Origin of the sequence: Shinella yambaruensis, from assembly GCF_050859155.1 — a bacterium.
Taxonomy (GTDB): domain Bacteria; phylum Pseudomonadota; class Alphaproteobacteria; order Rhizobiales; family Rhizobiaceae; genus Shinella; species Shinella yambaruensis.
This window is the reverse complement of the sequence record NZ_CP150638.1, coordinates 2,220,317-2,242,913: the sequence shown is the minus strand read 5'-3', so window position 1 is coordinate 2,242,913 and position 22,597 is coordinate 2,220,317. Positions and strand designations below refer to the sequence as shown.

General features: G+C 67.0%; 19 protein-coding genes and 1 riboswitch. Of the genes, 12 read left to right on the top strand and 7 right to left on the bottom strand.

What is annotated here, in order from left to right; all coding sequences use genetic code 11:
• The first annotated feature begins 50 nt into the window (after positions 1-50).
• Positions 51-698, top strand: coding sequence for a helix-turn-helix transcriptional regulator (locus tag WMC41_RS11055; protein ID WP_272805719.1), 648 nt, complete (start codon positions 51-53; stop codon positions 696-698).
• On the top strand, positions 695-1,834 hold the full coding sequence (locus tag WMC41_RS11050; protein WP_432348161.1) for an aminotransferase class I/II-fold pyridoxal phosphate-dependent enzyme: 1,140 nt from the start codon (positions 695-697) through the stop codon (positions 1,832-1,834). Before WMC41_RS11055 ends, WMC41_RS11050 begins: the two co-directional genes overlap by 4 nt.
• On the opposite strand, the gene WMC41_RS11045 is transcribed toward WMC41_RS11050, so the two are convergent.
• From WMC41_RS11045 to WMC41_RS11020, 6 genes are all read right to left on the bottom strand, one after another.
• On the bottom strand, positions 1,831-2,160 hold the full coding sequence (locus WMC41_RS11045; protein ID WP_432348159.1) for a DUF1330 domain-containing protein: 330 nt from the start codon (positions 2,158-2,160) through the stop codon (positions 1,831-1,833). The genes WMC41_RS11050 and WMC41_RS11045 overlap by 4 nt on opposite strands.
• Before the next feature lie 170 nt (positions 2,161-2,330).
• Entirely contained in the window at positions 2,331-3,344 is a 1,014-nt protein-coding gene (bmt, locus tag WMC41_RS11040; RefSeq protein WP_432348158.1) for a betaine--homocysteine S-methyltransferase, read from the bottom strand.
• Positions 3,345-3,668: 324 nt separating this feature from the next.
• Positions 3,669-4,712: a quaternary amine ABC transporter ATP-binding protein gene (locus WMC41_RS11035; RefSeq protein ID WP_244769516.1), complete on the bottom strand. Its 1,044-nt coding sequence runs from the start codon at positions 4,710-4,712 to the stop codon at positions 3,669-3,671.
• The gene (locus tag WMC41_RS11030; protein WP_244769517.1) at positions 4,705-5,616 is read right to left on the bottom strand and encodes an ABC transporter permease; all 912 of its coding nucleotides are present in this window, start codon (positions 5,614-5,616) and stop codon (positions 4,705-4,707) included. Before WMC41_RS11030 ends, WMC41_RS11035 begins: the two co-directional genes overlap by 8 nt.
• Before the next feature lie 256 nt (positions 5,617-5,872).
• Entirely contained in the window at positions 5,873-6,871 is a 999-nt protein-coding gene (locus tag WMC41_RS11025) for an ABC transporter substrate-binding protein (protein ID WP_244769518.1), read from the bottom strand.
• Positions 6,872-7,634: 763 nt separating this feature from the next.
• A complete protein-coding gene (locus WMC41_RS11020; protein WP_023517380.1) occupies positions 7,635-7,778 on the bottom strand; it encodes a hypothetical protein in 144 nt (47 codons plus the stop codon).
• 246 nt (positions 7,779-8,024) lie between these two features.
• Between WMC41_RS11020 and WMC41_RS11015 the strand changes: the two genes are divergently transcribed.
• The 9 genes from WMC41_RS11015 to cobO all read left to right on the top strand — a co-directional run bounded on the left by WMC41_RS11015 (position 8,025) and on the right by cobO (position 20,230).
• The gene (locus tag WMC41_RS11015; protein ID WP_432348154.1) at positions 8,025-9,488 is read left to right on the top strand and encodes a cobyric acid synthase; all 1,464 of its coding nucleotides are present in this window, start codon (positions 8,025-8,027) and stop codon (positions 9,486-9,488) included.
• A gap of 150 nt (positions 9,489-9,638) precedes the next feature.
• Entirely contained in the window at positions 9,639-11,513 is a 1,875-nt protein-coding gene (locus WMC41_RS11010) for a peptidoglycan-binding protein (protein ID WP_432348152.1), read from the top strand.
• 79 nt (positions 11,514-11,592) lie between these two features.
• Positions 11,593-11,960, top strand: a riboswitch (cobalamin riboswitch).
• A gap of 48 nt (positions 11,961-12,008) precedes the next feature.
• On the top strand, positions 12,009-12,185 hold the full coding sequence (locus WMC41_RS11005) for a CbtB domain-containing protein (RefSeq protein WP_050743285.1): 177 nt from the start codon (positions 12,009-12,011) through the stop codon (positions 12,183-12,185).
• A 12-nt stretch (positions 12,186-12,197) separates the two neighbouring features.
• Positions 12,198-12,992, top strand: coding sequence for a CbtA family protein (locus WMC41_RS11000; RefSeq protein ID WP_432348150.1), 795 nt, complete (start codon positions 12,198-12,200; stop codon positions 12,990-12,992).
• Position 12,993: 1 nt separating this feature from the next.
• Positions 12,994-13,518 (top strand): bifunctional adenosylcobinamide kinase/adenosylcobinamide-phosphate guanylyltransferase, encoded by a 525-nt coding sequence (cobU, locus tag WMC41_RS10995; protein WP_288077852.1) that lies wholly within the window; start codon positions 12,994-12,996, stop codon positions 13,516-13,518.
• A gap of 3 nt (positions 13,519-13,521) precedes the next feature.
• Positions 13,522-14,571, top strand: coding sequence for a cobalamin biosynthesis protein CobW (cobW, locus tag WMC41_RS10990; RefSeq protein ID WP_432348148.1), 1,050 nt, complete (start codon positions 13,522-13,524; stop codon positions 14,569-14,571).
• A 502-nt stretch (positions 14,572-15,073) separates the two neighbouring features.
• Positions 15,074-19,201 carry a cobaltochelatase subunit CobN gene (cobN, locus tag WMC41_RS10985; protein WP_432348147.1) on the top strand — a complete coding sequence of 1,376 codons (4,128 nt, stop codon included), beginning with the start codon at positions 15,074-15,076 and terminating at the stop codon, positions 19,199-19,201.
• Positions 19,201-19,587, top strand: coding sequence for a GFA family protein (locus WMC41_RS10980; RefSeq protein ID WP_432348323.1), 387 nt, complete (start codon positions 19,201-19,203; stop codon positions 19,585-19,587). The genes cobN and WMC41_RS10980 overlap by 1 nt, the downstream gene beginning before the upstream one ends.
• A gap of 1 nt (position 19,588) precedes the next feature.
• Positions 19,589-20,230, top strand: a complete 642-nt coding sequence (gene cobO / locus WMC41_RS10975; RefSeq protein WP_272805708.1) for a cob(I)yrinic acid a,c-diamide adenosyltransferase — start codon at positions 19,589-19,591, stop codon at positions 20,228-20,230.
• Positions 20,231-20,415: 185 nt separating this feature from the next.
• Here the strand turns inward: cobO and WMC41_RS10970 are convergent, their stop codons facing one another.
• Positions 20,416-21,201 (bottom strand): TSUP family transporter, encoded by a 786-nt coding sequence (locus tag WMC41_RS10970; protein WP_272805707.1) that lies wholly within the window; start codon positions 21,199-21,201, stop codon positions 20,416-20,418.
• A 170-nt stretch (positions 21,202-21,371) separates the two neighbouring features.
• On the opposite strand from WMC41_RS10970, the gene WMC41_RS10965 reads away from it, so the two are divergent.
• Positions 21,372-22,442 carry a serine hydrolase domain-containing protein gene (locus WMC41_RS10965; RefSeq protein ID WP_432348146.1) on the top strand — a complete coding sequence of 357 codons (1,071 nt, stop codon included), beginning with the start codon at positions 21,372-21,374 and terminating at the stop codon, positions 22,440-22,442.
• Positions 22,443-22,597: the final 155 nt, after the last annotated feature.

Here is a 22,597-nt window from a genome sequence, read left to right as displayed (position 1 = left end):
ACTAAAAATCCAATATTGACAAATTATCTATCTTTGGATTGTTTGTCCGCATGTACGACTCATCAAACGCCGACCTGCTGCTTCGCCAGCACACCGCGACGGCCGCGGCCATTTCGACCCTGCTCTATCCCCATGCCGAGGTCGTGCTGCACGATCTCGAAACGGGATTGATCGCCGGTATCTGGAACGCCTTTTCCGGCCGCAAGGCGGGCATGGAATCGCTCGTCGAGGAGGCGCTGGAGGAGGCCGGCGAGGGCGGCATCTACGGCCCCTACGAGAAGACCGGCGAGGACGGGCGGCGCCTGAAATCGGTGACGGCGGTGCTGAAGGACGATTTCGGCCAGGCGCTCGGCCTCTTCTGCATCAACATGGACGTGTCGCATTTCGACGCCGCGGCAAAGCTGCTTTCGGCCTTTGCCGGCGCGGCGGCCACCCGCCCGGCCTCGCTTTTCGCCGGCGACTGGCGCGAGGAGATCAACACGGCGCTGCACGACTGGCTGCGCACCCGCGGGCTGGCGCTGACGGCGCTGAAGAAGGGCGACCGGGTGGCGCTCGTCGCCGCGCTCGACGGGCGCGGCCTGTTCCAGACCCGCAATGCCGTCGACCACCTCGCCGGCCTCATCGGCGCCTCTCGCGCCTCGATCTACAACTATCTCGCCGATGCCCGGCGCCAGAGCCAGAAGGACAGGACCCCGTGACCACGCTGCCGGATTTCCGCCTCGAAACCCATTTCTCGCGCTGGGAGTTCAAGGCGCGCCATCACATGACGGCAAGCGATGCTGAGACGATGACCATGTCGGACCTGCTGGCGCTGGCTGGTCCCGAGGATCGCGAGGCCTGGGAGCGCGTCGCGCTCGGCTATACCGAGACCTGGGGCGCGCCCGAACTGCGCGAGACCATCGCGACGACCTATGACACGCTGTCGGGCGCCGACATCCTGACCTTCGCCGGCGCGGAGGAGGGGCTTTACTGCGCCATGCTGGCGCTGCTTGCGCCCGGCGACCACGCCATCGTCACCGTGCCGAACTACCAGTCGATGGAGACGATGCCGGTCACCGTCGCCGGCCATGTCACGGGCATCGCGCTCCGGCCGGAAAACCGCTGGCAGCTCGATCTCGACGACGTGCGCGCCGCGCTGCGCCCCGAAACAAAACTCATCGCCGTCAATTTCCCCAACAACCCGACCGGCACCATCGCCGACCAGGCGGTCTTTCGTGGCCTCGTCGATCTTTGCGCCGGGCGCGGCATCCATCTCTTTTCCGACGAGGTCTATCGCGGGCTGGAGATCGACGCCGCAAAACGCCTGCCGCAGGCGGCCGACCTGTTCGACAAGGGCATTTCGCTCAACGTGATGTCCAAGGCCTACGGCCTGCCGGGCCTGCGCATCGGCTGGATCGCCAGCAAGGACCATGCCTTGCTGGCGCGCATGGAGAAGATGAAGCACTACCTCTCCATCTGCAATGCGCGCCCCTCCGAGGTGCTGGCCGGCATCGCGATCAAGGCGCGCGAAACGATCTTCGCCCGCAACCGCGCGCTCTGCGCGGAGAATATGGCAAGGCTCGGCGCCTTCTTCGCCGATTATCCGGATCTCTACGAATGGGCCGAGCCGGACGGCGGCTGCGTCGCCTTCCCGCGCTATCGCGGCGCCGACGGCGTCGAGGCGCATTGCCGGCGGCTGGTGGAGGAGAAGGGCGTGCTGCTGCTGCCCTCCAGCCTCTATGTATCCGACCTCCTGCCCGTGCCGCCGGATCGCTTCCGCGTCGGCTTCGGCCGGCGCAACATTGAGGCGGGGCTGTCGGCCTGGCGGGAATTTCTCGCGGAGGAAGCGCGCTAGCCCTTGTGCAGGATGTCGGTCGCCTTGTGGTCGTCGTCGACGCCGTCGATCAGCAGCACGTCGCCGTCCGCGTTGCGGGTGCGCAGCGGCAGGATCGCCTGGTAGGCGGGCGAAGCGTACCAGGCCTCGGCGGCGCTGCGGCTCGGGAAGGACAGCATGACGACGTCGCCGGAGAAGCTGCCCTCCAGCACGCGCTTGTTGCCGTCGCCGTGCAGCACGAACCGGCCGCCGAAGGGGGCCATGGTGGTGTCGATCGCCTCGAGATAGGCGATGATCTCCGCCCCGAAGGCGACATTGCGAAGATGGGCGAGGGCATAGGTGATCATGGGTCTCTCCTGTGCGTGGCGGTATGGGAGAAACCTACGGCGCCCTCCGCGGCAGATCGATTACCTTGCGGGTAATGCCGGCGCCTATCTGCTTCCAGAGGTCAGGGCAAGGGAAAGCCGCCCGCGGCGTGGCCGGGGCGGCTGATGATCCTTCGTGCCGGTGGCTGGCCTCAGCCGCGGCGACGGCTGCGTTCGCGGGCGGGCGCGGCGGCGCTTTCGTCGGCGGTCTTGTTGCGCAGCGGGCCGATCGTCTCGATGATTGCGGCGAGCGTCGGGCGTTCGCGCGGCTCGTGCGCGTCGAGCGCCACGCGCATGGCGGCAAGGTGCTCGCAGGACGTGCCGCAGCAGCCGCCGATGATGCGCGCGCCGGCATCACGGGCGAGGCGGGCATATTCGGCCATCAGCGGCGGCGTGCCGGAATAGTAGATTTCCGCGCCGCGATATTCCGGGATGCCGCAATTGCCCTTGACGACGACGGTCGCGGACGGGTCGGCGCCGGTCATGTCGAGCAGCGAGGAGAGGATATCGGAGGCGCCGACGCCGCAATTGGCGCCGACGGCGAGGGGACCTGCGCCGATATCGCCGGCAACGCCGTGGATGTCCCGCGGATGCAGGCCCATCATCGTCTTGCCGGCCGTGTCGAACGAGCCGGTATAGACGAAGGGCAGGCCGACCTTGGTGGCGGCTTCCGCGGCGGCGCGGATCTCCTCCGGCGAGGACATGGTCTCGATCCAGGCGACGTCTGCGCCGCCGGCCTTCAGGCCCTCGATCTGCTCGGCGAAGGCGGCGACGGCATCGTCATAGGTCATCGCGCCGAGCGGCACGAGCAGTTCGCCCGTCGGGCCGACGGAGCCGGCGACGATCACCGTGCGCGGCGCCTTGTCGGCGACCGCGCGGGCAATCTCGGCTGCCTTCCTGTTGAGGTCGAAGACGCGGTCCTGCGCATGGTGCAGCTTCAGGCGATGGCGCGTGCCGCCGAACGTGTTGGTGAGGATGATGTCCGCCCCGGCATCGACGAAGTCCTGGTGCAGCTTCGTGATGTTCTCGGGCTTCGCCTCGTTCCACAGTTCCGGCGCTTCCCCGGCTTCGAGGCCCATGGCGAAGAGCGAGGTCCCTGTCGCGCCATCGGCGAGCAGGAAGGGCTTTTCGGCAAGAAGCTGGGCAAGCGGGTTCGTCGCGGTCATCGGCATATCCTTCTGTTTGTCACATCATATAAAGATTTCTTTATGTGATTGCAATGATGGATTGGCGGCACGTTCGAGGAAGGCAGCGACCTTTCCTCCGTCATGGTCGGGCTTGACCCGACCATCCACAGCCGCGAGTGCCGTGTGGACCCTCGGGTCAGGCCCGAGGGTGACGGAGGAGAGGGAAAGGGGTGAGGAGAGGATAGGAGAGAAGAGAAGAGAAGAGAAGAGAAGAGAAGAGGAGAGGGTGAGGAGAGGGAGCAGGCCCATTCCCAAACGAGGAGAGGGCGCCCCGGGGCGCCCTCTTTGTTCGTCTGTGGACGTTCAGGCTGCCTTCGCTTCGTGGCTGGTCGGCGTCACCATGCTGGAAATGATGGCGCTGAGGCTGATCGCGCCGATCGGCCGGCCCGCCTCGTCGACGACATGGGCGAGCGTCTGGTTGGCCGCCGTCATGGCGCGGGCGGCCATTTCGAGCACCGTGCCCTTGGCGATCGGCATGCCCTCGGGATTGCCCGAGAGCGGCGCCATGATCGTCTCGACGTTGACGACGCGGCCGCGATTCACCTCCTTGACGAAGGCGGTGATGTATTCGTCCGCGGGGTTCAGCACGATCTCCTGGCCGGTGCCCTGCTGCACGACCATGCCGTCGCGCAGGATCGCGATCTTGTCGCCGAGGCGCAGCGCCTCGTCGAGATCGTGGGTGATGAAGACGACGGTCTTCTTCAGCTCCTTCTGCAGGTCGAGCAGCACGGTCTGCATGTCGACGCGGATCAAGGGGTCGAGCGCCGAATAGGCTTCGTCCATCAAGAGGATGTCGGCATCGTTGGTCAGCGCCCGGGCAAGGCCCACGCGCTGCTGCATGCCGCCCGAAAGCTGGTTCGGATAGTGGTTCTCGAAGCCGGCAAGGCCGACGCGGGCGATCCACTGCTTGGCGCGCTTCTCACGCTCCGCCTGCGCCACGCCCTGGATCTCAAGGCCGTAGACGGTGTTTTCCAGGACCGTGCGGTGCGGCAGCAGCGCGAATTTCTGGAACACCATCGCCGTCTTGTGGCGGCGGAATTCGCGCAGGTCGTTCTCGCTCATCCGGCAGACGTCGACGCCGTCATAGAGCACCTCGCCGGCGGTGGGGTCGATCAGCCGGTTGATGTGGCGGATCAGCGTCGATTTTCCCGAGCCGGACAGGCCCATCACCACCATGATGCCGCCGGCGGGCATGGAGATGTTGATGTCGCGCAAGCCCAGCACATGGCCGTATTTCTGGTTCAGCTCGGCCTTGCCGAGGCCGTTCTTGACCGCATCGACATAGTCGCCGCCGCGGGGTCCGAAGATCTTGTAGAGATTGCGGACCTCGATTGCATGACTAACCATGAATTACCTCCGAATGCTTCTGCAGCCGCTTGCCATAGGCCTGGCTTGTACGGTCAAAGATGATGGCGATGGCCACGAGCGCGAACCCGTTGAGGAACCCGACCGTGAAGAACTGGTTGTTGATGGCCTGGAGCACGTTCTTGCCGAGCCCCCCGACGCCGACCATCGAGGCGACCACGACCATGGCGAGCGACATCATGATGGTCTGGTTGATGCCGGCCATGATGGTGGGCAGGGCGAGCGGCATCTGCACGTTCCTCAGCTTCTGCCAGCCGGAGGAGCCGAAGGCGTCGGCCGCTTCCAGCACCTCCTTGTCGACGAGACGGATGCCGAGATTGGTGAGGCGGATCATCGGCGGCACAGCATAGATGACGACCGCGATGAGGCCCGGCACCTTGCCGATGCCGAAGATCATGACGACGGGGATGAGGTAGACGAAGCTCGGCATCGTCTGCATCACGTCGAGGATCGGGTTGACGAAGGCCTGCACCCGGTCGGAGCGGGCCATGAGAATACCGATCGGGATACCGACGATGACGGCGATCAGCGTACAGACCGTCACCATGGCGAGCGTCACCATCGTGTCGTTCCACAGGCCCAATAGCCCGATGGCGCACATGGAGGCGGCGGTGCCGATGGTGATCTTGATGTTGCGGCTGCCGAAATAGACGATGGCCAACATCGCGATCAGGATGATCGGCCAGGGCGAGCTGACGAACAGCCGCTCCAGATAGTTCAGAAACCACTGCAATGGCTGGACCATCGCATCGATGATGTTGACATAGCTCCTGACGAGGCTCTTGAAGCCGTCGTCGATGACTTTTCTTGCGCCGCGGATACTCGCGTCACTGAAGGCTGGAAACTTGCAAAGAAAGCCTGGCAACAGTTCGCATAGGCCTGCCATCCTCTTCCCCTCTTCTACCGGAAGTTATTGTCCCGTTCTGCAAGAGCGTTTTCTTGCCTTGCGAACGGGACGGCGCGCACAGGGATATTCTTGTTCTGGTTCCCGGCTTGCAGTCCGTCTTCTCACGAACGGCTGCCTGATACTGTGCTGTTTGCGACCTCTGCAGTTTCTTGAGCGGGCGTCGGGCGGTTTGCCTGCACCCTCGTTCAGGTCGCCGGAAAGCCGGCAGCCGCAAAGGGCCGCCGGCAGGCCGTCGTCAGAGCGCGGCCTTGACCTTTTCCGCGATATCCGGAGCGACCCACTTGGTCCACATGTCCGGATAGGTTTCGAGGAAATGCTTGGCGGCGTCCTCGTTCGTGCCCTGGTTCTCGTCCATCCAGGCAAGCACCTTGCCGACCGTGCCGTTGTCCCACTGGCGCGTCTTCATGTAGTCCATGGCAACGCCGGCCTTTTCGGAGAAGGCCTTGGTCACGACGGTGAACACGTCGGAGGTTGGATAGGAGTTGACCTTGGGGTTGGGGCAGTCCGGCACGGCGGTGCAGGCATCCCAGTCGGCCTTGTCGTGTTCGACGCCGAAGGAGAGCTTCGTCATCTCGTACTTGCCGAGAATGGCGGTGGGCGCCCAGTAGTAGCCGAGCCAGCCGCTCTTCTTCTCGAAGGCATTGGCGATCGAGCCGTCGAGGCCCGCCGCCGAGCCCGTGTCGACGAGCGTGAAGCCGTCCTTGTCCGCATCCAGCGCGCGGTAGAGATTGTCCGTCGAGACCTGGCAGTTCCAGCCCGAGGGGCAATTGTGCACGGCGCCCTTGGAGGAGTCTTCCGGCGCGGGGAAGAGTTCCGGATGCTTCAGCGCGTCCTGCACGGTCTTGATGTCGGGATGCGCGTCGGCGAGGAATTTCGGGATCCACCAGCCCTCGACGCCACCTTCCGAAAGCAGCGGCGCGAGCTGGATCAGGCGGCCTTCGGCGATCGCCGCGTCGAGCGGCGTGCGCACGGCGTTGACCCACATTTCGGGCGCGACGTCCGGCTCGCCCTTCTCGTTCATGGAGGTGAAGGTCGGCATCGTGTCGCCGGTCACCAGCGTGACGGTGCAGCCATAGCCGTTTTCGAGGATGAGCTTGTCGACATGCGCGGCAACGCCCGCCGAGGCCCAGTTCATCTCGGCGATCGAGACCTCGCCGCAGTCTGCCGCCTGGGCAGAACCGGCAAAGCCGTAAAGGCCGGCAGCAAGGATGGTTGAAGCAAGGAGCTTCTTCATGGATTAAGACCTCCCAGTCTTGGATGCAGCGATCAACCCGGAAGGCAGCGCAGGCTACTGCGTTGTCCCGACTGCCCGAAAGTTTTGCGACAGCCACGGGGATCCGATGCCAGGTGAGGCGAGCCAATCCCCCTGCTGCAGCGACGCCGAGCCTTTTTCTGGTTTGCCGGCGGAACCCTGTCACCGGCGACCTATCTTCGTGCGTCACAAGGGCAGCCTACGGGTTCTCATAGAGAAATCAACCTCCTGTGCGGCCAGGCCATGGCCGCTGGGCTGTCCCGGAGCGCCGAAAGGCTGAAATTCCAGCAACCTTGCGGTGGAAAAAATGGGCGTTTGCTCGCATCAGGGCAAATGATCAGGGTGCAATTCGCGAGGGCGGGTGCGATGGTCGCTGAAAGCGGACAAATCCTGTCCCGAATGCGCCGCTTCGGGCCTTCGATCAATTATCGCAAAAATTTTCAAAAAAGTTCGTGATTCACCTTTGCTTAAGCTTCCGATAACGGTCCGGTAAGGATGTGCCGCTATTGGTTCTTTCACGGCGGGGGACACCGCCGCCTGCTCCGGAAAGGTATTGCGTACCGGGGTGCCTGGGCTCCGACGCGTTCTTGTCGGACGCCGCCATGCGTATTTTGGCAAGCCGTGCATCACCGGAAGGGATGCACGGCTTTCGCCGTTTCAGGGCTGCGAAAGGCAATAAAAAACGCCGCCTCCCGGAGAGAGACGGCGCTGGATACGAGCGGGACCTGACGTCGCGCTCGAAGGATCAGCCGACGTTGCGCGTGCGGATGAAGCCGAGCGGGCCGAGCGGCGCGTCCATGACGACGTTGCGCACGCGGGACTGGCTCTGGGGGGCTTCGCCGTTCCAGGCGATCTGTACGAAGTTCGGCTTGCTGAAGATGAACAGCATTGTCTTTGTCCTTGAAACCCGAAGCCACGCGCCTCGGCTGTGTGATGGTGTTGATATAGGCGTTCTCCGGACGGAAAGCCATGGTCGTTCACGGCGCGACATGTCGCAAAAAGGACAGCATGACAGCCATGCTTGCGGCGCATGGCGACCTTCCGGGAAAAAGCGGCGCCGGCGGCGCGAAGATTGCGGCAAGATTGCGGTAAGTCAGGGCTTTTCGGTGACGAGCGGGAATGCTACGAGGGCCGCATGACCAGAACGATCATGCTCCAGGGCACCGGCTCGGATGTCGGAAAAACGGTATTGGTGGCGGGGCTCTGCCGCATTGCCGCCAATCGCGGGCTGAAGGTGCGCCCCTTCAAGCCGCAGAACATGTCGAACAATGCCGCCGTCTCGGCCGATGGCGGCGAGATCGGCCGGGCCCAGTGGCTGCAGTCGCTGGCCGCCCGCGTGCCGTCCTCCGTGCACATGAACCCGGTGCTTCTGAAGCCGCAATCGGACGTTGGCAGCCAGATCATCGTGCAGGGCAGGGTGTTCGGCCAGGCGAAGGGGCGCGACTACCAGGCGCTGAAGCCGAAGCTGATGGGCGCCGTCATGGAAAGCTTCGAGACGATCGCGGACGGCGCCGATCTCGTCGTCGTCGAGGGCGCGGGCTCGCCGGCGGAAATCAACCTCCGGGCCGGGGACATCGCCAATATGGGTTTTGCCACGCGCGCCGGCGTGCCGGTCGTGCTCGTCGCCGACATCGACCGCGGCGGCGTCATCGCCTCGCTTGTCGGCACCCACGCCATCCTGCCGGAAGAAGACCGGCGCATGGTCGCCGGCTATCTCATCAACAAGTTCCGGGGCGATGTGACGCTGTTCGACAGCGGCATTGCCGAGATCGCCCGCTTCACCGGCTGGCCCTGTTTCGGCGTCGTGCCCTGGCTGAGAGAGGCGGCGCGCCTGCCGGCGGAGGATTCGGTGGTGCTGGAGCGGCTCGCCAGGGGCGGCGGCGGGGCGCTGAAGGTCGCCGTGCCGGTCCTCTCGCGCATCGCCAATTTCGACGACCTCGATCCGCTCAAGGCCGAGCCGGAGGTGGACCTCGTCTTCGTGCGGCCGGGCGAGCGGCTTCCGGCCGATGCCGGCCTCGTCGTCCTGCCGGGCTCCAAGTCCACTATTGCGGATCTCCACGAATTCCGTGCCGCCGGCTGGGACCGCGACCTTGCCCTGCACAGGCGCCGCGGCGGCCGGATCATCGGCATCTGCGGCGGCTACCAGATGCTCGGCAGCCGCGTCACCGACCCGCTCGGCATCGAGGGCAGCGAGCGGGAGGTCGAGGGGCTCGGTCTGCTGGCGGTCGAGACCGAGATGGCGCCGGAAAAGACCGTGCGCAACAGCACGGCCCGCTCCCTGCAATATGACGTGCCGCTCGAAGGCTATGAGATCCATCTCGGCCGCACCACCGGGCCGGACACGCTGCGTCCCCCCGTCAGCATCGACGGCCGGCCGGACGGCGCGATCTCGCCCGACGGGCGGGTGATGGGCACCTATCTGCACGGTCTTCTGTCGAGCGACGCCTACCGCGCCGGGCTGCTTGCCGATTTCGGCATCGAGGGCGGCGGCTTCGATTACCGGGCGAGCGTCGATGCGGCGCTCGACGGCGTGGCGGCGGAGCTGGAGGCGGTTCTCGACCCGCGATGGCTCGACGGCCTTTTAGCCCGGGCTGATTAAACCGGCCTTCTGAAACGTTCAGCCATCGGGTTCTTCCGCTGCCGGCCTGCCGCACCAAAGTTGCGCCAGAATTCGGTGCGAGGAGTGACGGAAATCCGCCCGGGATCGCCGGGCGCTGGCGCCTTCGCGCGATCCGAAAGGGTGGGATATATGGGTTCTGGACCTCTCGCACGCTCCGTTCTGGTGCGGCTCGGCATCGCCGGCATCGTCGGGTTGTCGCTCGCCGGCCAGCCGGCGGTCGCCTTTGCCCAGGCTGCGACCGGCAAGGAGGCCGGCAGCGCCGGCAAACGCTGGGAAGAGGAGTTCTCGCTCTGGCAGAAGGTCTCCGCCGGCAGCGATGTCGCGCAGTATGAAGGCTACCTGAAGCAATATCCGAACGGCACGTTCGCCTCCATGGCGCGCCTGCGCATCGCCGAACTGCAGGCCGCCGCCAAGGCGAAGCCGGCGACGGGCGCCTCCGATGAGGCCGAGGCGGATGCCAAGGCCAAGGCCGAGCAGGCCGCTGCCGCCGAAAAGGCGAAGGCGGAGGAACAGGCCGCTGGGGAAAAGGCCAAGGCCGAAGAGGAGGCCCGCAAGATCGCGGAGGCCGAGAAAGCCAAGGCGGATGCGGAAGCGGCGCGTGTGAAGGCCGAGGAAGAGGCGCGGAAGGTGGCTGAGGCCGAAAAGGCCAACGCCGAGGCGGAAGCCGCGCGCCTGAAGGCCGAAGAGGATGCGCAGAAAGCGGCGGAAGCCGAGAAAGCCAAGGCCGAGGCGGCGCGCCTGAAGGCGGAAGCCGACGCGAAGAAGGCGGAAGAGGCTGCCGCGGCGCGCAAGCTTGTCGAGGAAAAGGCCGCGGCCGAGGAGAAGGCGCGCGCGGAAGCCGCCGCGGCGGAAAAGGCCCGCGCCGAAGAGGCCGCGCGCCTGAAGGCGGAGGCGGAAGAGAAGGAAGCGGCCGCCCGCAAGCTCGCCGAGGCGCAGGCCGCCGAGGCCGAGCGGCTGAAGGCGGAGGCCGCGGCCGCCGCCGAGAAGGCCAGGGCGGAGGAAGCAGCCCGCCTGAAGGCCGAGGCCGAGCGCCAGAAGGCCGAAGAGGCCGCCGCCGCGGAAAAGGCGCGTGCGGAAGAGGAAGCCGCTGCCCGGCGCGAGGTCGAGGCCCGGCGCGTCGAAGCGGAAAAGGCTGCCGCGGCCGAGAAGGCGCGGATCGAAGAAGAGGCCGCCGCTGCCCGCAAGCTTGCTGAGGAAAAGGCCGCCGAGGTGGAACGGCTGAAGGCGGAAGCCGCGAAGGCCGCTGCCGACGCCGAGGCCAAGGCCGCCGAGGCGGCCCGCCTTGCCGAGGAAGCCGAAAAACGCGCCGAGGAAGCGGCCGCCGCCGAACGGGCCGCGCAGGCGAACGACACCGCGGCCCGCGAAAACGAAGCGCAGGACGCGGACACGAAGAACCGCGGCCTTGCCGTCGAGCGCGCCGACGATGCGGCGAAACGCGAGGAGGAGACCTTCCAGAAGGCCGTGCTCGACGGTTCGGAAAAGGCCTTCCGCGCCTATCTCGACGCATATCCGGACGGCCGTTTCGTCGCCGATGCGCGCGAGCGCCTTGCGGCGCTGGCAGACACGGCCCGGCAGGCGGCCAAGCCGAAGCAGGAAAGCGAAACGGCCACCGCTGAAACCGAGCGGAAGGCCGAGCAGCCGGTCGTCGACCGCCGCGAGGCCTATATGGATCGTTCGACCCGCGTGCAGGCGCAGCGCTGGCTGAGCATGCTCGGCTTCAACACCTATGGCGTCGACGGCGTCTTCGGTTCGCGCACCCGCGCCGCGATCGCCGCCTGGCAGGGGGCGTCCGGCTACCGCGCCGACGGCTACCTCTCCCGCCAGCAGTACCGCGCTCTCCGGCAGGCCGCGCAATATGCCGAGGCCCGGCAGAATCGCCAGCGCCGCTACCAGCAGGACTACGACGTGCTCGAAGGCCCGGTCGACGGCTATTACGAGCGCTACTATCGCGACGACGGCTATTACAATGGCGGCGGTGGCGTGGTGATCATCCCCGGCTATTGAGATCGCGACGGCCGGACGGCGGTTTCAGCACAGGTGATGACGCTGCCGGTCGATTGACTTCGCAGGGGCGGAAGCATAATCATCCGGGATATTGGATGGTTCCCGGATCCGGAAACGGATCGGGGAGTAAATGGGAATGTGACGCGGCGGACCCAACCAGGGCGCTGCAATCACGGCCGACCCCGCGACTGTAGAGTGGCGAGGGACGCCCATCCGGACGGGAGGATCTGCGCGGAACGGGGCAATGGTGCCTTCGCCCCGCGCCGTGACAACCAGCCGGAAAAGCCACTGGGTGGCATCGCGATCAGCAGGGGTTGGACGCCTCTTTCTCTACGAATCGTCCGCCTTTTCGCGATGCCGGAGCCTGGGAAGGCGAGGGCGACCCGCAGGCGTTTTTGGACGCCGGACGCTGCGAGCCAGGAGACCTGCCAGCCAATGCGAAGGACATTTCGTCCGACCTGGGGAGGTTTCCCCGCCGCCTGCACGGAGGTTGTCATGGCTGTTTCGACTACGTCTTCTGTTACCCTTTCCGCCAACGACCGTCTCGTCGCCGGCGTTTTCGCTCTCCTGCTCGGCGCCTTCCTGGTGTTCGGCGCGGGCCTTGCGAATTCCGCCGTGCTGCATGACACGGCCCACGATACGCGTCACTCCTACGGCTTTCCCTGCCACTAAGGAGTTTTCGACATGATCGTTCGTTATCTCCTGGCCGCCCTGGTGGCCGGGCTGTTCTCCGGCGTGCTGATGACGGCCGCCCAGGAGGCCCGTGTCGTTCCGCTCATCCTGCATGCCGAGGAATTCGAGGGCGGCGACGAAGCCGCGCCCGCCGCGGAAGGCACCACGCCCGGCACCGGTACGGAGGGCGCCGCACAGACGCAGGACCATTCCTCGCTCGGCGCCGTCATCCTGGACATCGCCTCGGCGCTTTCGCCGGTTTCCGTCGCCTATGCCCATGAGGGCGAGGATCACGAGGAGGGCGGCATCATGTTCGGCATGAGCCGGTTCTCCGGCACGCTGCTCGCCAACCTCGTCACCGGCGCCGGCTTCGGCCTGCTGCTCGCCGGCTTCAGCCTCGTTTCCGGCCATCCGATCACGGTGGCGAACGGCGCGCTCTGGGGCGCGGCGGGGTGGCTTGCCGTGCACATGTTGCCGGCCATCGGCCTGCCGCCGGAGCTTCCGGGCTTCCCCGCCGCCGATCTCGGCGACCGCCAGGTCTGGTGGATCGCGACCGTCATCCTTTCGGCAGCCGGCCTCTACCTGTTGTTCCTCAAGCAGAACATCGTCGCCAAGGTCATCGGCATCGTGCTGATCGCGGCGCCGCAGGTCTATGGCGCGCCGCAGCCGGGCGACATCTCCAGCAACGTTCCGGCCGTGCTCGGCGCGGAATTCGCCGTCGCCGCCCTGGCCACGACCCTGTTCTTCTGGATCGTGCTCGGCCTCTCGCTCGGCTTTGCCAACGAGAAGATCGCCAAGGCTGCCTGACATGACATCGACATCGCCCGGAGCCGTCCTGGTTCTGGGCGGTGCGCGTTCCGGAAAATCCGCTTTTGCCGAGAGGCTGGTCGCCGAGACCGGCCTCTCGCGTCATTATATCGCCACCGGCCGCGCCTTCGACGACGAGATGCGCGCGCGCATCGCGCGGCACCGGGAGGATCGCGGCGACGGCTGGCAGACCCATGAGGAGCCGCTGGCGCTCGCCGCGCGCATAAGGGACGTGGCGCGGGCCGACCGGGCCGTGCTCGTCGACTGCCTGACGCTGTGGGTGACGAACCTGATGCTGGAAGAGCGGGACATCGCCGCCGAATCCTCCAGCCTCCTGGAGGCCATCCGGCAGGCGCCCGGCCGCATCGTCCTCGTCTCCAACGAGGTCGGCCTCGGCATCGTGCCTGACAATCGCATGGCGCGCGAATTCCGCGACCATGCCGGGCGGCTGCACCAGAAGGTCGCCGCCCTCGTGCCTGAAGTCTATTTTATCGCGGCCGGACTGCCGCTGAAAATGAAGGGTTGAGCCATGCTGCAACAGAAGATCCCCGCCACCGTCATCACCGGCTTCCTCGGCGCGGGCAAGACGACGATGATCCGCAACCTCCTCCAGAATGCGGGCGGAAAACGCATCGCGCTCATCATCAACGAGTTCGGCGATCTCGGCGTGGACGGCGACGTGCTGAAGGGCTGCGGCGCGGAGGCCTGCAGCGAGGACGACATCATCGAGCTCACCAACGGCTGCATCTGCTGCACCGTCGCCGACGATTTCATCCCCACCATGACGAAGCTCCTGGAGCGGGAGAACCGTCCGGACCACATCGTCATCGAGACCTCCGGCCTTGCCCTGCCGCAGCCGCTCGTCGCGGCCTTCAACTGGCCGGAGATCAAGACGCAGGTGACGGTCGACGGCGTCATTACCGTGGTCGACAGCGCCGCCGTCGCCGCCGGCCGCTTTGCCGACGACCACGACAAGGTGGATGCGCTGCGCGTCGAAGACGAGAACCTCGACCACGAGAGCCCGCTGGAAGAGCTTTTCGAGGACCAGCTCACCGCTGCCGACCTCATCGTGCTCAACAAGACCGACCTGATCGATGCCGACGGCCTGAAGTCGGTGCGTGACGAGGTCGCCTCCCGCACCGCCCGCAAGCCCTCGATGATCGAGGCGAAGAACGGCGAGGTCGCCGCCGCCGTGCTGCTCGGCCTCGGCGTCGGCACGGAAGACGACATCGCCAACCGCAAGTCGCACCACGAGCTGGAGCACGAGAACGGCGAGGAGCACGACCACGACGAATTCGACAGCTTCGTCGTCGAGCTGCCCGCCATCGCCGAGCCGGCCGCCTTCATCGAGCGCCTCAAGGGCGTGATCGCCGAACACGACGTGCTGCGCCTCAAGGGCTTCGCCGACGTGCCCGGCAAGCCGCTGCGCCTGCTCGTCCAGGCCGTCGGCAGCCGCATCGACCACTATTTCGAGCGCGCCTGGGCCTCGGGCGAGACCCGCGGCACCCGCCTCGTCGTCATCGGCCTGCACGACATGGACGAAGCCGCCGTGCGCGCGGCCATCGCCGCGGCGGTGTGAGTTTCGGCATGAGCGTGCGGCAGTCCCTCCCTTCGGCGTTTCAGGTACGGTTTGGCCTTTTTGGGCGTGCCGTACCGGTGGATCCTCGGGTCGAGCCCGAGGATGACGGAGGGGAGGAGCGGCCGAAGAGCCTATCGATCGGCGCGGCAGGGACAACCGCGGCTGTTGTCCACCGCCCCTTCCTCCTGTCGTCATCCTCGGGCTCGACCCGAGGACCCATCCTCCCGGCACGCCGGCAAGGGCAGGGCAATCGCATATGGCGTTCGACGTTGCCGCTCTCCCCTTTTCCCCGCCGGGGAGAAGGTGGCCCCCACGGGTCTCGCCAAAGGCGAGCCCGAGGACAGGCTCCGGGCCTGATGAGGGGGTGGCTCGGACGGATCGTTTGCGCCTCCGGCATCCCTCTCATACGCCTGCCGGCACCTTCTCCTTGCCGGGGAGAAGGAGGGGTGGCAACGTTTTCCATCCATATGCGATTGCCCTGCCGGCAAAGCGGAGGCGCCGCATGCACCTCCTCCTAGCGCAGAAGGGAACCATTGCCGACGGCAGCGAGGCGATCGACCTTGGCCAGACGCCGGGCGACATCCTCTTCCTTTCCGCCGCCGACACAGAGCTTGCCGCCATCGCGGCCGCCCATCGCGCGCGCGACACGCAAGCGCGGCTGCGGCTCGCCAGCCTCGCCACGCTCTCCCATCCGATGTCGGTGGATACCTATATCGAGCGCACCGCCCGCCACGCCAAACTCATCGTCATCCGCGCCCTCGGCGGCGCCAGCTATTTCCGCTACGTGCTGGAGGCGCTGCTGGCGACCGCCGTTGCCAACGGCATCAGGCTCGTGGCGCTGCCCGGCGACGACCGGCCGGACGAGGGCCTCGCGCCTTTCAACCGCATCGACGACACCGACCGCCAGACCCTCTGGGCCTATCTCAACGAGGGCGGCGCCGACAATGCCGACCGCTTCCTTGCCTATGCCGACGCCCTGGTCTTCGGCGGCGACAGGCCGGAACCGGCGATGCCGCTGGAAAAGGCCGGCATCTGGTGGCCGGGGCGGGGCGTGGTCGATATCGAGACGTGGCAGGCGCTGGCGGCGCTCCCCCCCTCTGGCCTGCCGGCCATCTCCCCCTCGGGGGGGGAGATCGATGGGGCAGCGGTTTCCTTCCCATCTGGCGACGCTGCAACCCCGGACGGTGTCGAGGGGGCACGGCCCGGCCTCCTGCCAATCTCTCCCCTTGAGGGGGAGATGGCCGGCAGGCCAGAGGGGGGTGTTGCGCCTCCTGCCTCGCAGGAACGCGCTCCCCCCACCGCCGCCATCTGCTTCTACCGCGCCTATGTCCAGAGCGGCGAGACACGCCCCGTCGAAATGCTGATTGAGGCATTGGCGGCCGAGGGTCTCCGCGCCCTGCCGCTCTTCGTCTCCAGCCTCAAGGAGCCCGTCTCCATCGAGACGGTGCGGGCCGCCTTCGCCAAGGCCCGGCCAGAGGTGGTGCTGAACGCCACCAGCTTTGCCGTGTCCGCCCCCGGCGCCGGCCGCAAGCCGACCGTGCTCGACGAGACCGGTGCGCCGGTCCTGCAGGTCGTCTTCTCCGGCTCCTCGCGCAAGGCCTGGGAGGCCTCCGGCCAGGGGCTGACGGCGCGCGACCTCGGCATGAACGTCTCGCTGCCGGAGGTGGACGGCCGCGTGCTCGCCCGTGCTGTCTCCTTCAAGGCGGCCGCGCGCTACGACGAGTGCGTCGAAACCAACATCGTCAGCCTCGATCCGGTCGAGGACCGCATCCGCTTTTCCGCCCGGCTGGCCGCCGGCTGGGCGCGGCTGCGGCGTGCGGCGCCGGCGGAACGCCGCATCGCGCTCGTAATGGCGAACTATCCGAACCGCGACGGGCGCCTCGGCAACGGCGTCGGCCTCGATACGCCCGCCGGCACGATGGAGGTGCTGCGCGCCATGGCGGCGGAAGGCTATGCGGTCGAAGGCCTGCCGGCCGACGGCGACGCGCTGATCGCCCACCTGATGGCCGGCCCGACCAACGCGGCGGGCGACGGGCGCGAAATCCGCGAAACGTTTTCCCTGAAGCAATACAAGGCCTTCTTCGTCTCCCTTCCGAAACGGATTCAGGCGGAGATGACCGCCCGCTGGGGCGCGCCGGAGAACGATCCCTTCGTCAGCGGCGATGTCTTCGCCCTGCCGCTTGCCCGTTTCGGGGAGACGCTGGTCGGCATCCAGCCGGCGCGCGGCTACAATATCGATCCGAAGGACACCTACCATTCGCCCGACCTCGTGCCGCCGCATGGCTATCTCGCCTTCTACGCCTTCCTGCGCGGGCATTTCGGCGCGCATGCCATCGTGCACATGGGCAAGCACGGCAATCTCGAATGGCTGCCGGGCAAGGCGCTGGCGCTGTCGGAGGCCTGCTATCCGGAAGCCGTGCTCGGCCCGGTGCCGCATCTCTATCCCTTCATCGTCAACGATCCGGGCGAGGGCACGCAAGCCAAGCGCCGCTCCGCCGCCGTCATCATCGATCACCTGACGCCGCCTTTGACCCGCGCGGAGACCTACGGCCCGCTGAAGGACCTCGAGGCGCTGGTTGACGAATATTACGACGCCTCCGGCGGCGATCCGCGGCGCATCAAGCTGCTGACGAAGCAGATCCTCGACCTCGTGCGCGACATCGGCCTCGACCGCGACGCCGGCATCGCCCGCTCGGACGGCGAGGAGGCGGCGTTGCAGAAGCTCGACGCCTATCTCTGCGACCTCAAGGAAATGCAGATCCGCGACGGCCTGCACGTCTTCGGCGTCTCGCCCGAGGGGCGGCTTCTGACCGACCTGACGCTGGCGCTCGCCCGCGTGCCCCGCGGCCTCGGCGAGGGCGGCGAGGCGAGCCTGCAGCGGGCGATCGCGGCGGATGTTTTTGCGGAGGCCGCACCCCCCTCTGGCCTGCCGGCCATCTCCCCCTCAAGGGGGGAGATCGGCTGGGAGCCTGACTCCGTTTTCCCCGCCGCGTTGAAGCCAACCGCCTTGGCTGCGGATGGAACAGGACGCGTACCCCCATCGATCTCCCCCCTTGAGGGGGAGATGCCCGGCAGGGCAGAGGGGGGTAGCGCTTCATACGCCTTCGACCCGCTCGACTGCATCCCCTCCGATCCCTGGACCGGCCCGCGCCCCGGCATCCTCGCCACGCAATCCGACACCCCTTGGCGCAGCAAGGGCGACACGGTCGAGCGCATCGAACTGCTCGCCGCAAGGCTTGTGGACGGGACGTTTGCCTGCCCGGAAAACTGGCACGCCACCCGCGCCGTGCTCGATGTGATCGAGGCCAGCATCCGCCCCGCCATCGCCGCCTGCGGCCCGGCCGAGATCGCCGCGCTGCTGCGTGGCCTCGACGGGCGCTTCATCGAGCCGGGCCCTTCCGGCGCGCCGACGCGCGGGCGGCCGGACGTGCTGCCGACGGGCCGAAACTTCTACTCCGTCGACAGCCGCGCGGTGCCGACCCCGGCCGCCTGGGAGCTCGGCCGCAAGTCCGCCGAGCTCATCGTCACCCGCTATGCGCAGGACCACGGCGAATGGCCGACCTCTTTCGGCATCACCGCCTGGGGCACCTCCAACATGCGCACCGGCGGCGACGACATCGCGCAGGCCATGGCGCTGATCGGCGTCAAGCCGACCTGGGACATGGCCTCGCGCCGCGTCACCGGCTTCGAGATCATCCCGCCGGCCGTGCTGCGCCATCCGCGCGTCGACGTGACGCTGCGCATTTCCGGCTTCTTCCGCGATGCCTTCCCGGAGCAGATCGCGCTGTTCGACCGGGCCGTGCGCGCCGTCGGCGCGCTGGACGAGGACGATGCCGACAACCCGATCGCCGCCCGCATGCGGGCGGAAGCGGCGGCGCTGGCAGCCAAGGGCGCGTCCGAGGACGAGGCGCTGAAGCAGGCCGGCTTCCGCATCTTCGGCGCGAAGTCCGGCGGCTACGGCGCCGGCCTGCAGACGATGATGGACGAGGGGCTGTGGACGGAGCGCGGCGACCTTGCCGAGGCCTGGCTCGCCTGGGGCGCGCATGCCTATGACGGGACGAGCGACGGCGTGCCGATGCGCGAGCGGCTGGAGGCGCGCATGAAGAGCCTGGAGGCCGTCGTGCAGAACCAGGACAGCCGCGAGCACGACCTGCTCGACAGCGACGAATACTATCAGTTCGAGGGCGGCATGGCCGCGGCGGCGGAGCACCTTTCCGGCAAGCAGCCGGTCGTCTATCACAACGACCTGTCGCGGCCGGAAAAGCCGGTCGTGCGCACGCTGGAGGACGAGATCGGTCGCGTCGTGCGCGCCCGCGTCGTCAATCCCAAATGGATCGACGGCGTCATGCGCCATGGCTACAAGGGCGCCTTCGAGATCGCCGCGACGGTCGATTTCATGTTCGCCTTCGCCGCCACGACCGGCGCGGTGAAGGACCATCATTTCGAGGCCGCCTACCAGGCCTATGTGCTCGACGAGCGGGTGCGCGACTTCCTGATGGAGAAGAACCCGGCGGCGCTTGCCGAAATGGCGGCGCGGTTCGCCGAGGCGATCGACCGGCAGCTCTGGACGCCGCGCTCGAACTCCGCGCGCTTCGAGCTGGACATGCTCGGAAAGAGGAGGGCTTCGTGATGCAGCTTGCCGGCCGCTGCCTTTGCCGTTCCCTGACATTTTCGTTTTCCGGCGACATCATCAGCACCGGCCATTGCCATTGCGAAAGCTGCCGCCGTGCCACGTCCTCGCCGGTGACGACATTCTTCTGCGTGGCGACGGAGAACCTTGCGTTTCAAGGCGATACGTTGCGCCACTACGCGTCCTCGCCGGGTGTGCGGCGCGGCTTTTGTGGCAATTGCGGCTCGCCGATGAGCTACGAAACGGACAAGCGGCCGGGCATCATCGATCTCTACGTCGCCTCGCTGGACGATGCGAGCGGGGTTGATATCACCCAGCACGGGTTTTGGAACGAGCGGGTTTCCTGGCTGCATTGCGAGGACGACCTGCCGAAACGGGAAGGCTGACATGAGCGAAAACCACGACGAAACCGCCGGCATGAACGAAGCCGAGCTCGCCCGCCATTCGGAGAAGATGGCGAAGAAGAAGCAGGCGCGCGAAAAGATCATGGCGACGAAGACGGACGAGAAGGGCCTCGTCATCGTCCATACCGGCAAGGGCAAGGGCAAGTCGACAGCCGGCTTCGGCATGATCTTCCGCCATATCGCGCACCGAAAGCCCTGCGCCGTCGTGCAGTTCATCAAGGGGGCCATGGTGACGGGCGAGCGCGACCTCATCGAGGCGCATTTCTCCGATCTCTGCCAGTTCTTCACGCTGGGCGAGGGCTTCACCTGGGAAACGCAGGACCGCGCGCGCGATGTCGCGATGGCTGAGAAGGCGTGGGAGAAGGCGAAGGAGCTGATCCGCGACGAGCGTAACTCCATGGTGCTGCTCGACGAGATCAACATCGCGCTGCGCTACGACTATATCGACGTCAATGAGGTGATCGAGTTCCTGAAGACGGAAAAGCCCTACATGACGCATGTCGTCCTGACGGGCCGCAACGCAAAGGACGAGCTGATCGAGATCGCCGACCTCGCGACCGAAATGGAACTGCTGAAGCATCCCTTCCGCTCCGGCATCAAGGCGCAGCAGGGCGTGGAATACTGATCGTGAGGGAAGCGTCGCCCCTCATCCCCCTGCCGGGACCTTCTCCCCGCAGGCGGGGAGAAGGAGGAAAACGGCGCGCCCGTCGTTCCTCGCCCCGCCTGCGGGGAGAGGATGCCGGCAGGCAGGTGAGGGGGGCCTTTCGACGTCGTGCCCTCAGGTCATGACAGGCGGGCTGAAATCCGTAATCACCACCCCAGCCAGATGCGCAGCGGATGGCCCGGATCGGCCATCAGGCGGATGGCGAGCGCGATCGAGGTGATGACGAGCAGCGGCTTGATGATCCTGGCGCCGTTCTTCATCGCGACGCGCGAGCCCGCCTGTGCGCCGAGGAACTGGCCGATGCCCATGACGAGGCCGACCTTCCACAGGACGACGCCATAGGCGAGGAAGACGGCGAAGGCGCCGACATTCGAGCCGAAGTTGAGGAGCTTGGTGTGCGCCGTCGCCTTCAGCACGCCGAAGCCAGCCAGCGTCACGAAGGCCAGCATGAAGAACGAGCCGGTGCCCGGGCCGAACACGCCGTCATAGAAGCCGATCAGCGGCACGATGGTGGCGGTGAAGAGGAAGACGCCCATGCGGCGGTGCTTGTCGACATCGCCGATATTCGGCTTCAGCCCGAAAAACACGGCGATGGCCACGAGCAGGAAGGGCAGGATCGCCTTCAGCAGGTCGCCCGGCACCACGGTGGCGAGCAAGGCGCCGAAGGCCGACCCCAGCGCCGAGAGCACGGCCATCGGCATCTGCTCGCGAAGCCGGACATGGCCGGCGCGCGCATAGGCCAGCGTCGCCGAGCCGGAGCCGAACAGCGCCTGAAGCTTGTTCGTGCCGAGCGTTTCGAGCGGCGGGATGCCGGCGATCAGCATGGCGGGGATGGTGATCATGCCGCCGCCGCCGGCGATGGAATCGATGAAACCGGCAAGGAAGGCGGCGAGGAACAGGAAGAGCAGGATATGAAGGGCGATATCGGCCACGGCGGGACTCGGGGAATGCGAGGAGAGGATTGCCAGCCCTTCTGTCAGACTGCGCGGCAAAAGCAAAGCCCGGCGGCCTTGCGCGCATGAAGGTGCTTGCGTCGGCCGGGCAGGACGGGTCAAACAGGCTGGCCGCCGATACATCGGCGGCGCCATGAGGGGAGGCCGCGATGCACGCAGATCAGCAAACGGATGGCGAATGGGAACGGGCGGCGGCCGCGGAGCTGGGGTTCGATCCCGCGCTGGCGCGCAAGCTGCTCGCCGGCATCGAAGCGGGCCTCATCCGCGATGTGCATGCGGTGCTGGTCAGCCGGCACGGCAAGCTGGTGCTGGAGCACTATCGTGAGGCGCCCGACGAAAGCTGGGGCATGCCGCTCGGCACGGTCGCCTTCGGCGCCTTGACGCTGCACGACCTCCGGTCGGTGACGAAGAGCGTGGTCGGCCTGCTCTACGGCATCGCGCTCGACCGGGGCCTCGTTCCGCCGCCGCAGGCGCCGCTTCTGGCGCAGTTTCCCGACTATCCGGATCTTGCCGCCGATCCGGCGCGCGCCGGCCTGACGATCGGCCATGCGCTGACCATGACGCTCGGGCTCGACTGGGACGAAGACCGCTCCTATGCCGACCCGCTGAACAGCGAGATCGCCATGGAGAACGCGCCGGACCGCTATCGCTTCGTCCTGGAGCAGGCGGTGCTGCATGCGCCCGGCACCCACTGGGTCTATTGCGGCGGGGCGACGGCGCTGGTCGGGGCGGTCATCGAGCGGGGCACCGGCCGGCGGATCGAGGATTTCGCCCGCGAGGCGCTTTTTCAGCCGCTCGGTATTTCAAGGTTCGAGTGGCTGAGTGGGGCGGATGGCGTCGCTTCGCCGGCCTCCGGCCTTCGCCTTTCCGCGCCGGACCTCCTGCGCATCGGCCGCCTCGTGCTGGAGGGCGGGCGCGCCGGCGGGCGGCAGGTCGTCTCGAAGGCCTGGCTCGACGCCTCGCTGGCACCGGCCGTCTCGACCGGAGACGGGCTCGACTATGGCCATTTCTGGTTTCTCGGCGCCGCGCCGGTGCCGGCCTTCGGCGGGGAGCGGCCGTGGATGGCCGGCTTCGGCAATGGCGGCCAGCGGCTCTGGCTGATGCCGGAGGCGGATATCGCCTGCGTCATCTTTTCCGGCAATTACAATGCGCCGGACGCCTGGGTGTCGCCGACGCGTCTTTGGCGGGAGATCGTGCTGGCCAATCTCGTTTCGGCCTGAGGCATGGCGCATCCGGCGCGGGCGATGCCGCAATCCGGTTTGACCGGCCCCACGCCCTCCGGTACTAAGAAACCCAGCGACGGTGCCCGCGGGGCGGGCCGAGCGGTGTCCGGTGCGGCCGACCCAGAGGGGCTTCATCCGGAACCGTCGGTGGA

Excerpts from the sequence above, each read along its gene's own strand:
- WMC41_RS11055 (WP_272805719.1), top strand. The coding sequence starts at position 51 with ATGTACGACTCATCAAACGCCGACCTGCTGCTTCGCCAGCACACCGCG.
- WMC41_RS11045 (WP_432348159.1), bottom strand. The coding sequence starts at position 2,160 with ATGATCACCTATGCCCTCGCCCATCTTCGCAATGTCGCCTTCGGGGCG.
- bmt (WP_432348158.1), bottom strand. The coding sequence starts at position 3,344 with ATGACCGCGACGAACCCGCTTGCCCAGCTTCTTGCCGAAAAGCCCTTC.
- WMC41_RS11035 (WP_244769516.1), bottom strand. The coding sequence starts at position 4,712 with ATGGTTAGTCATGCAATCGAGGTCCGCAATCTCTACAAGATCTTCGGA.
- WMC41_RS11030 (WP_244769517.1), bottom strand. The coding sequence starts at position 5,616 with ATGGCAGGCCTATGCGAACTGTTGCCAGGCTTTCTTTGCAAGTTTCCA.
- WMC41_RS11025 (WP_244769518.1), bottom strand. The coding sequence starts at position 6,871 with ATGAAGAAGCTCCTTGCTTCAACCATCCTTGCTGCCGGCCTTTACGGC.
- WMC41_RS11020 (WP_023517380.1), bottom strand. The coding sequence starts at position 7,778 with ATGCTGTTCATCTTCAGCAAGCCGAACTTCGTACAGATCGCCTGGAAC.
- WMC41_RS11015 (WP_432348154.1), top strand. The coding sequence starts at position 8,025 with ATGACCAGAACGATCATGCTCCAGGGCACCGGCTCGGATGTCGGAAAA.
- WMC41_RS11010 (WP_432348152.1), top strand. The coding sequence starts at position 9,639 with ATGGGTTCTGGACCTCTCGCACGCTCCGTTCTGGTGCGGCTCGGCATC.
- WMC41_RS11005 (WP_050743285.1), top strand. The coding sequence starts at position 12,009 with ATGGCTGTTTCGACTACGTCTTCTGTTACCCTTTCCGCCAACGACCGT.
- WMC41_RS11000 (WP_432348150.1), top strand. The coding sequence starts at position 12,198 with ATGATCGTTCGTTATCTCCTGGCCGCCCTGGTGGCCGGGCTGTTCTCC.
- cobU (WP_288077852.1), top strand. The coding sequence starts at position 12,994 with ATGACATCGACATCGCCCGGAGCCGTCCTGGTTCTGGGCGGTGCGCGT.
- cobW (WP_432348148.1), top strand. The coding sequence starts at position 13,522 with ATGCTGCAACAGAAGATCCCCGCCACCGTCATCACCGGCTTCCTCGGC.
- cobN (WP_432348147.1), top strand. The coding sequence starts at position 15,074 with ATGCACCTCCTCCTAGCGCAGAAGGGAACCATTGCCGACGGCAGCGAG.
- WMC41_RS10980 (WP_432348323.1), top strand. The coding sequence starts at position 19,201 with ATGCAGCTTGCCGGCCGCTGCCTTTGCCGTTCCCTGACATTTTCGTTT.
- cobO (WP_272805708.1), top strand. The coding sequence starts at position 19,589 with ATGAGCGAAAACCACGACGAAACCGCCGGCATGAACGAAGCCGAGCTC.
- WMC41_RS10965 (WP_432348146.1), top strand. The coding sequence starts at position 21,372 with ATGCACGCAGATCAGCAAACGGATGGCGAATGGGAACGGGCGGCGGCC.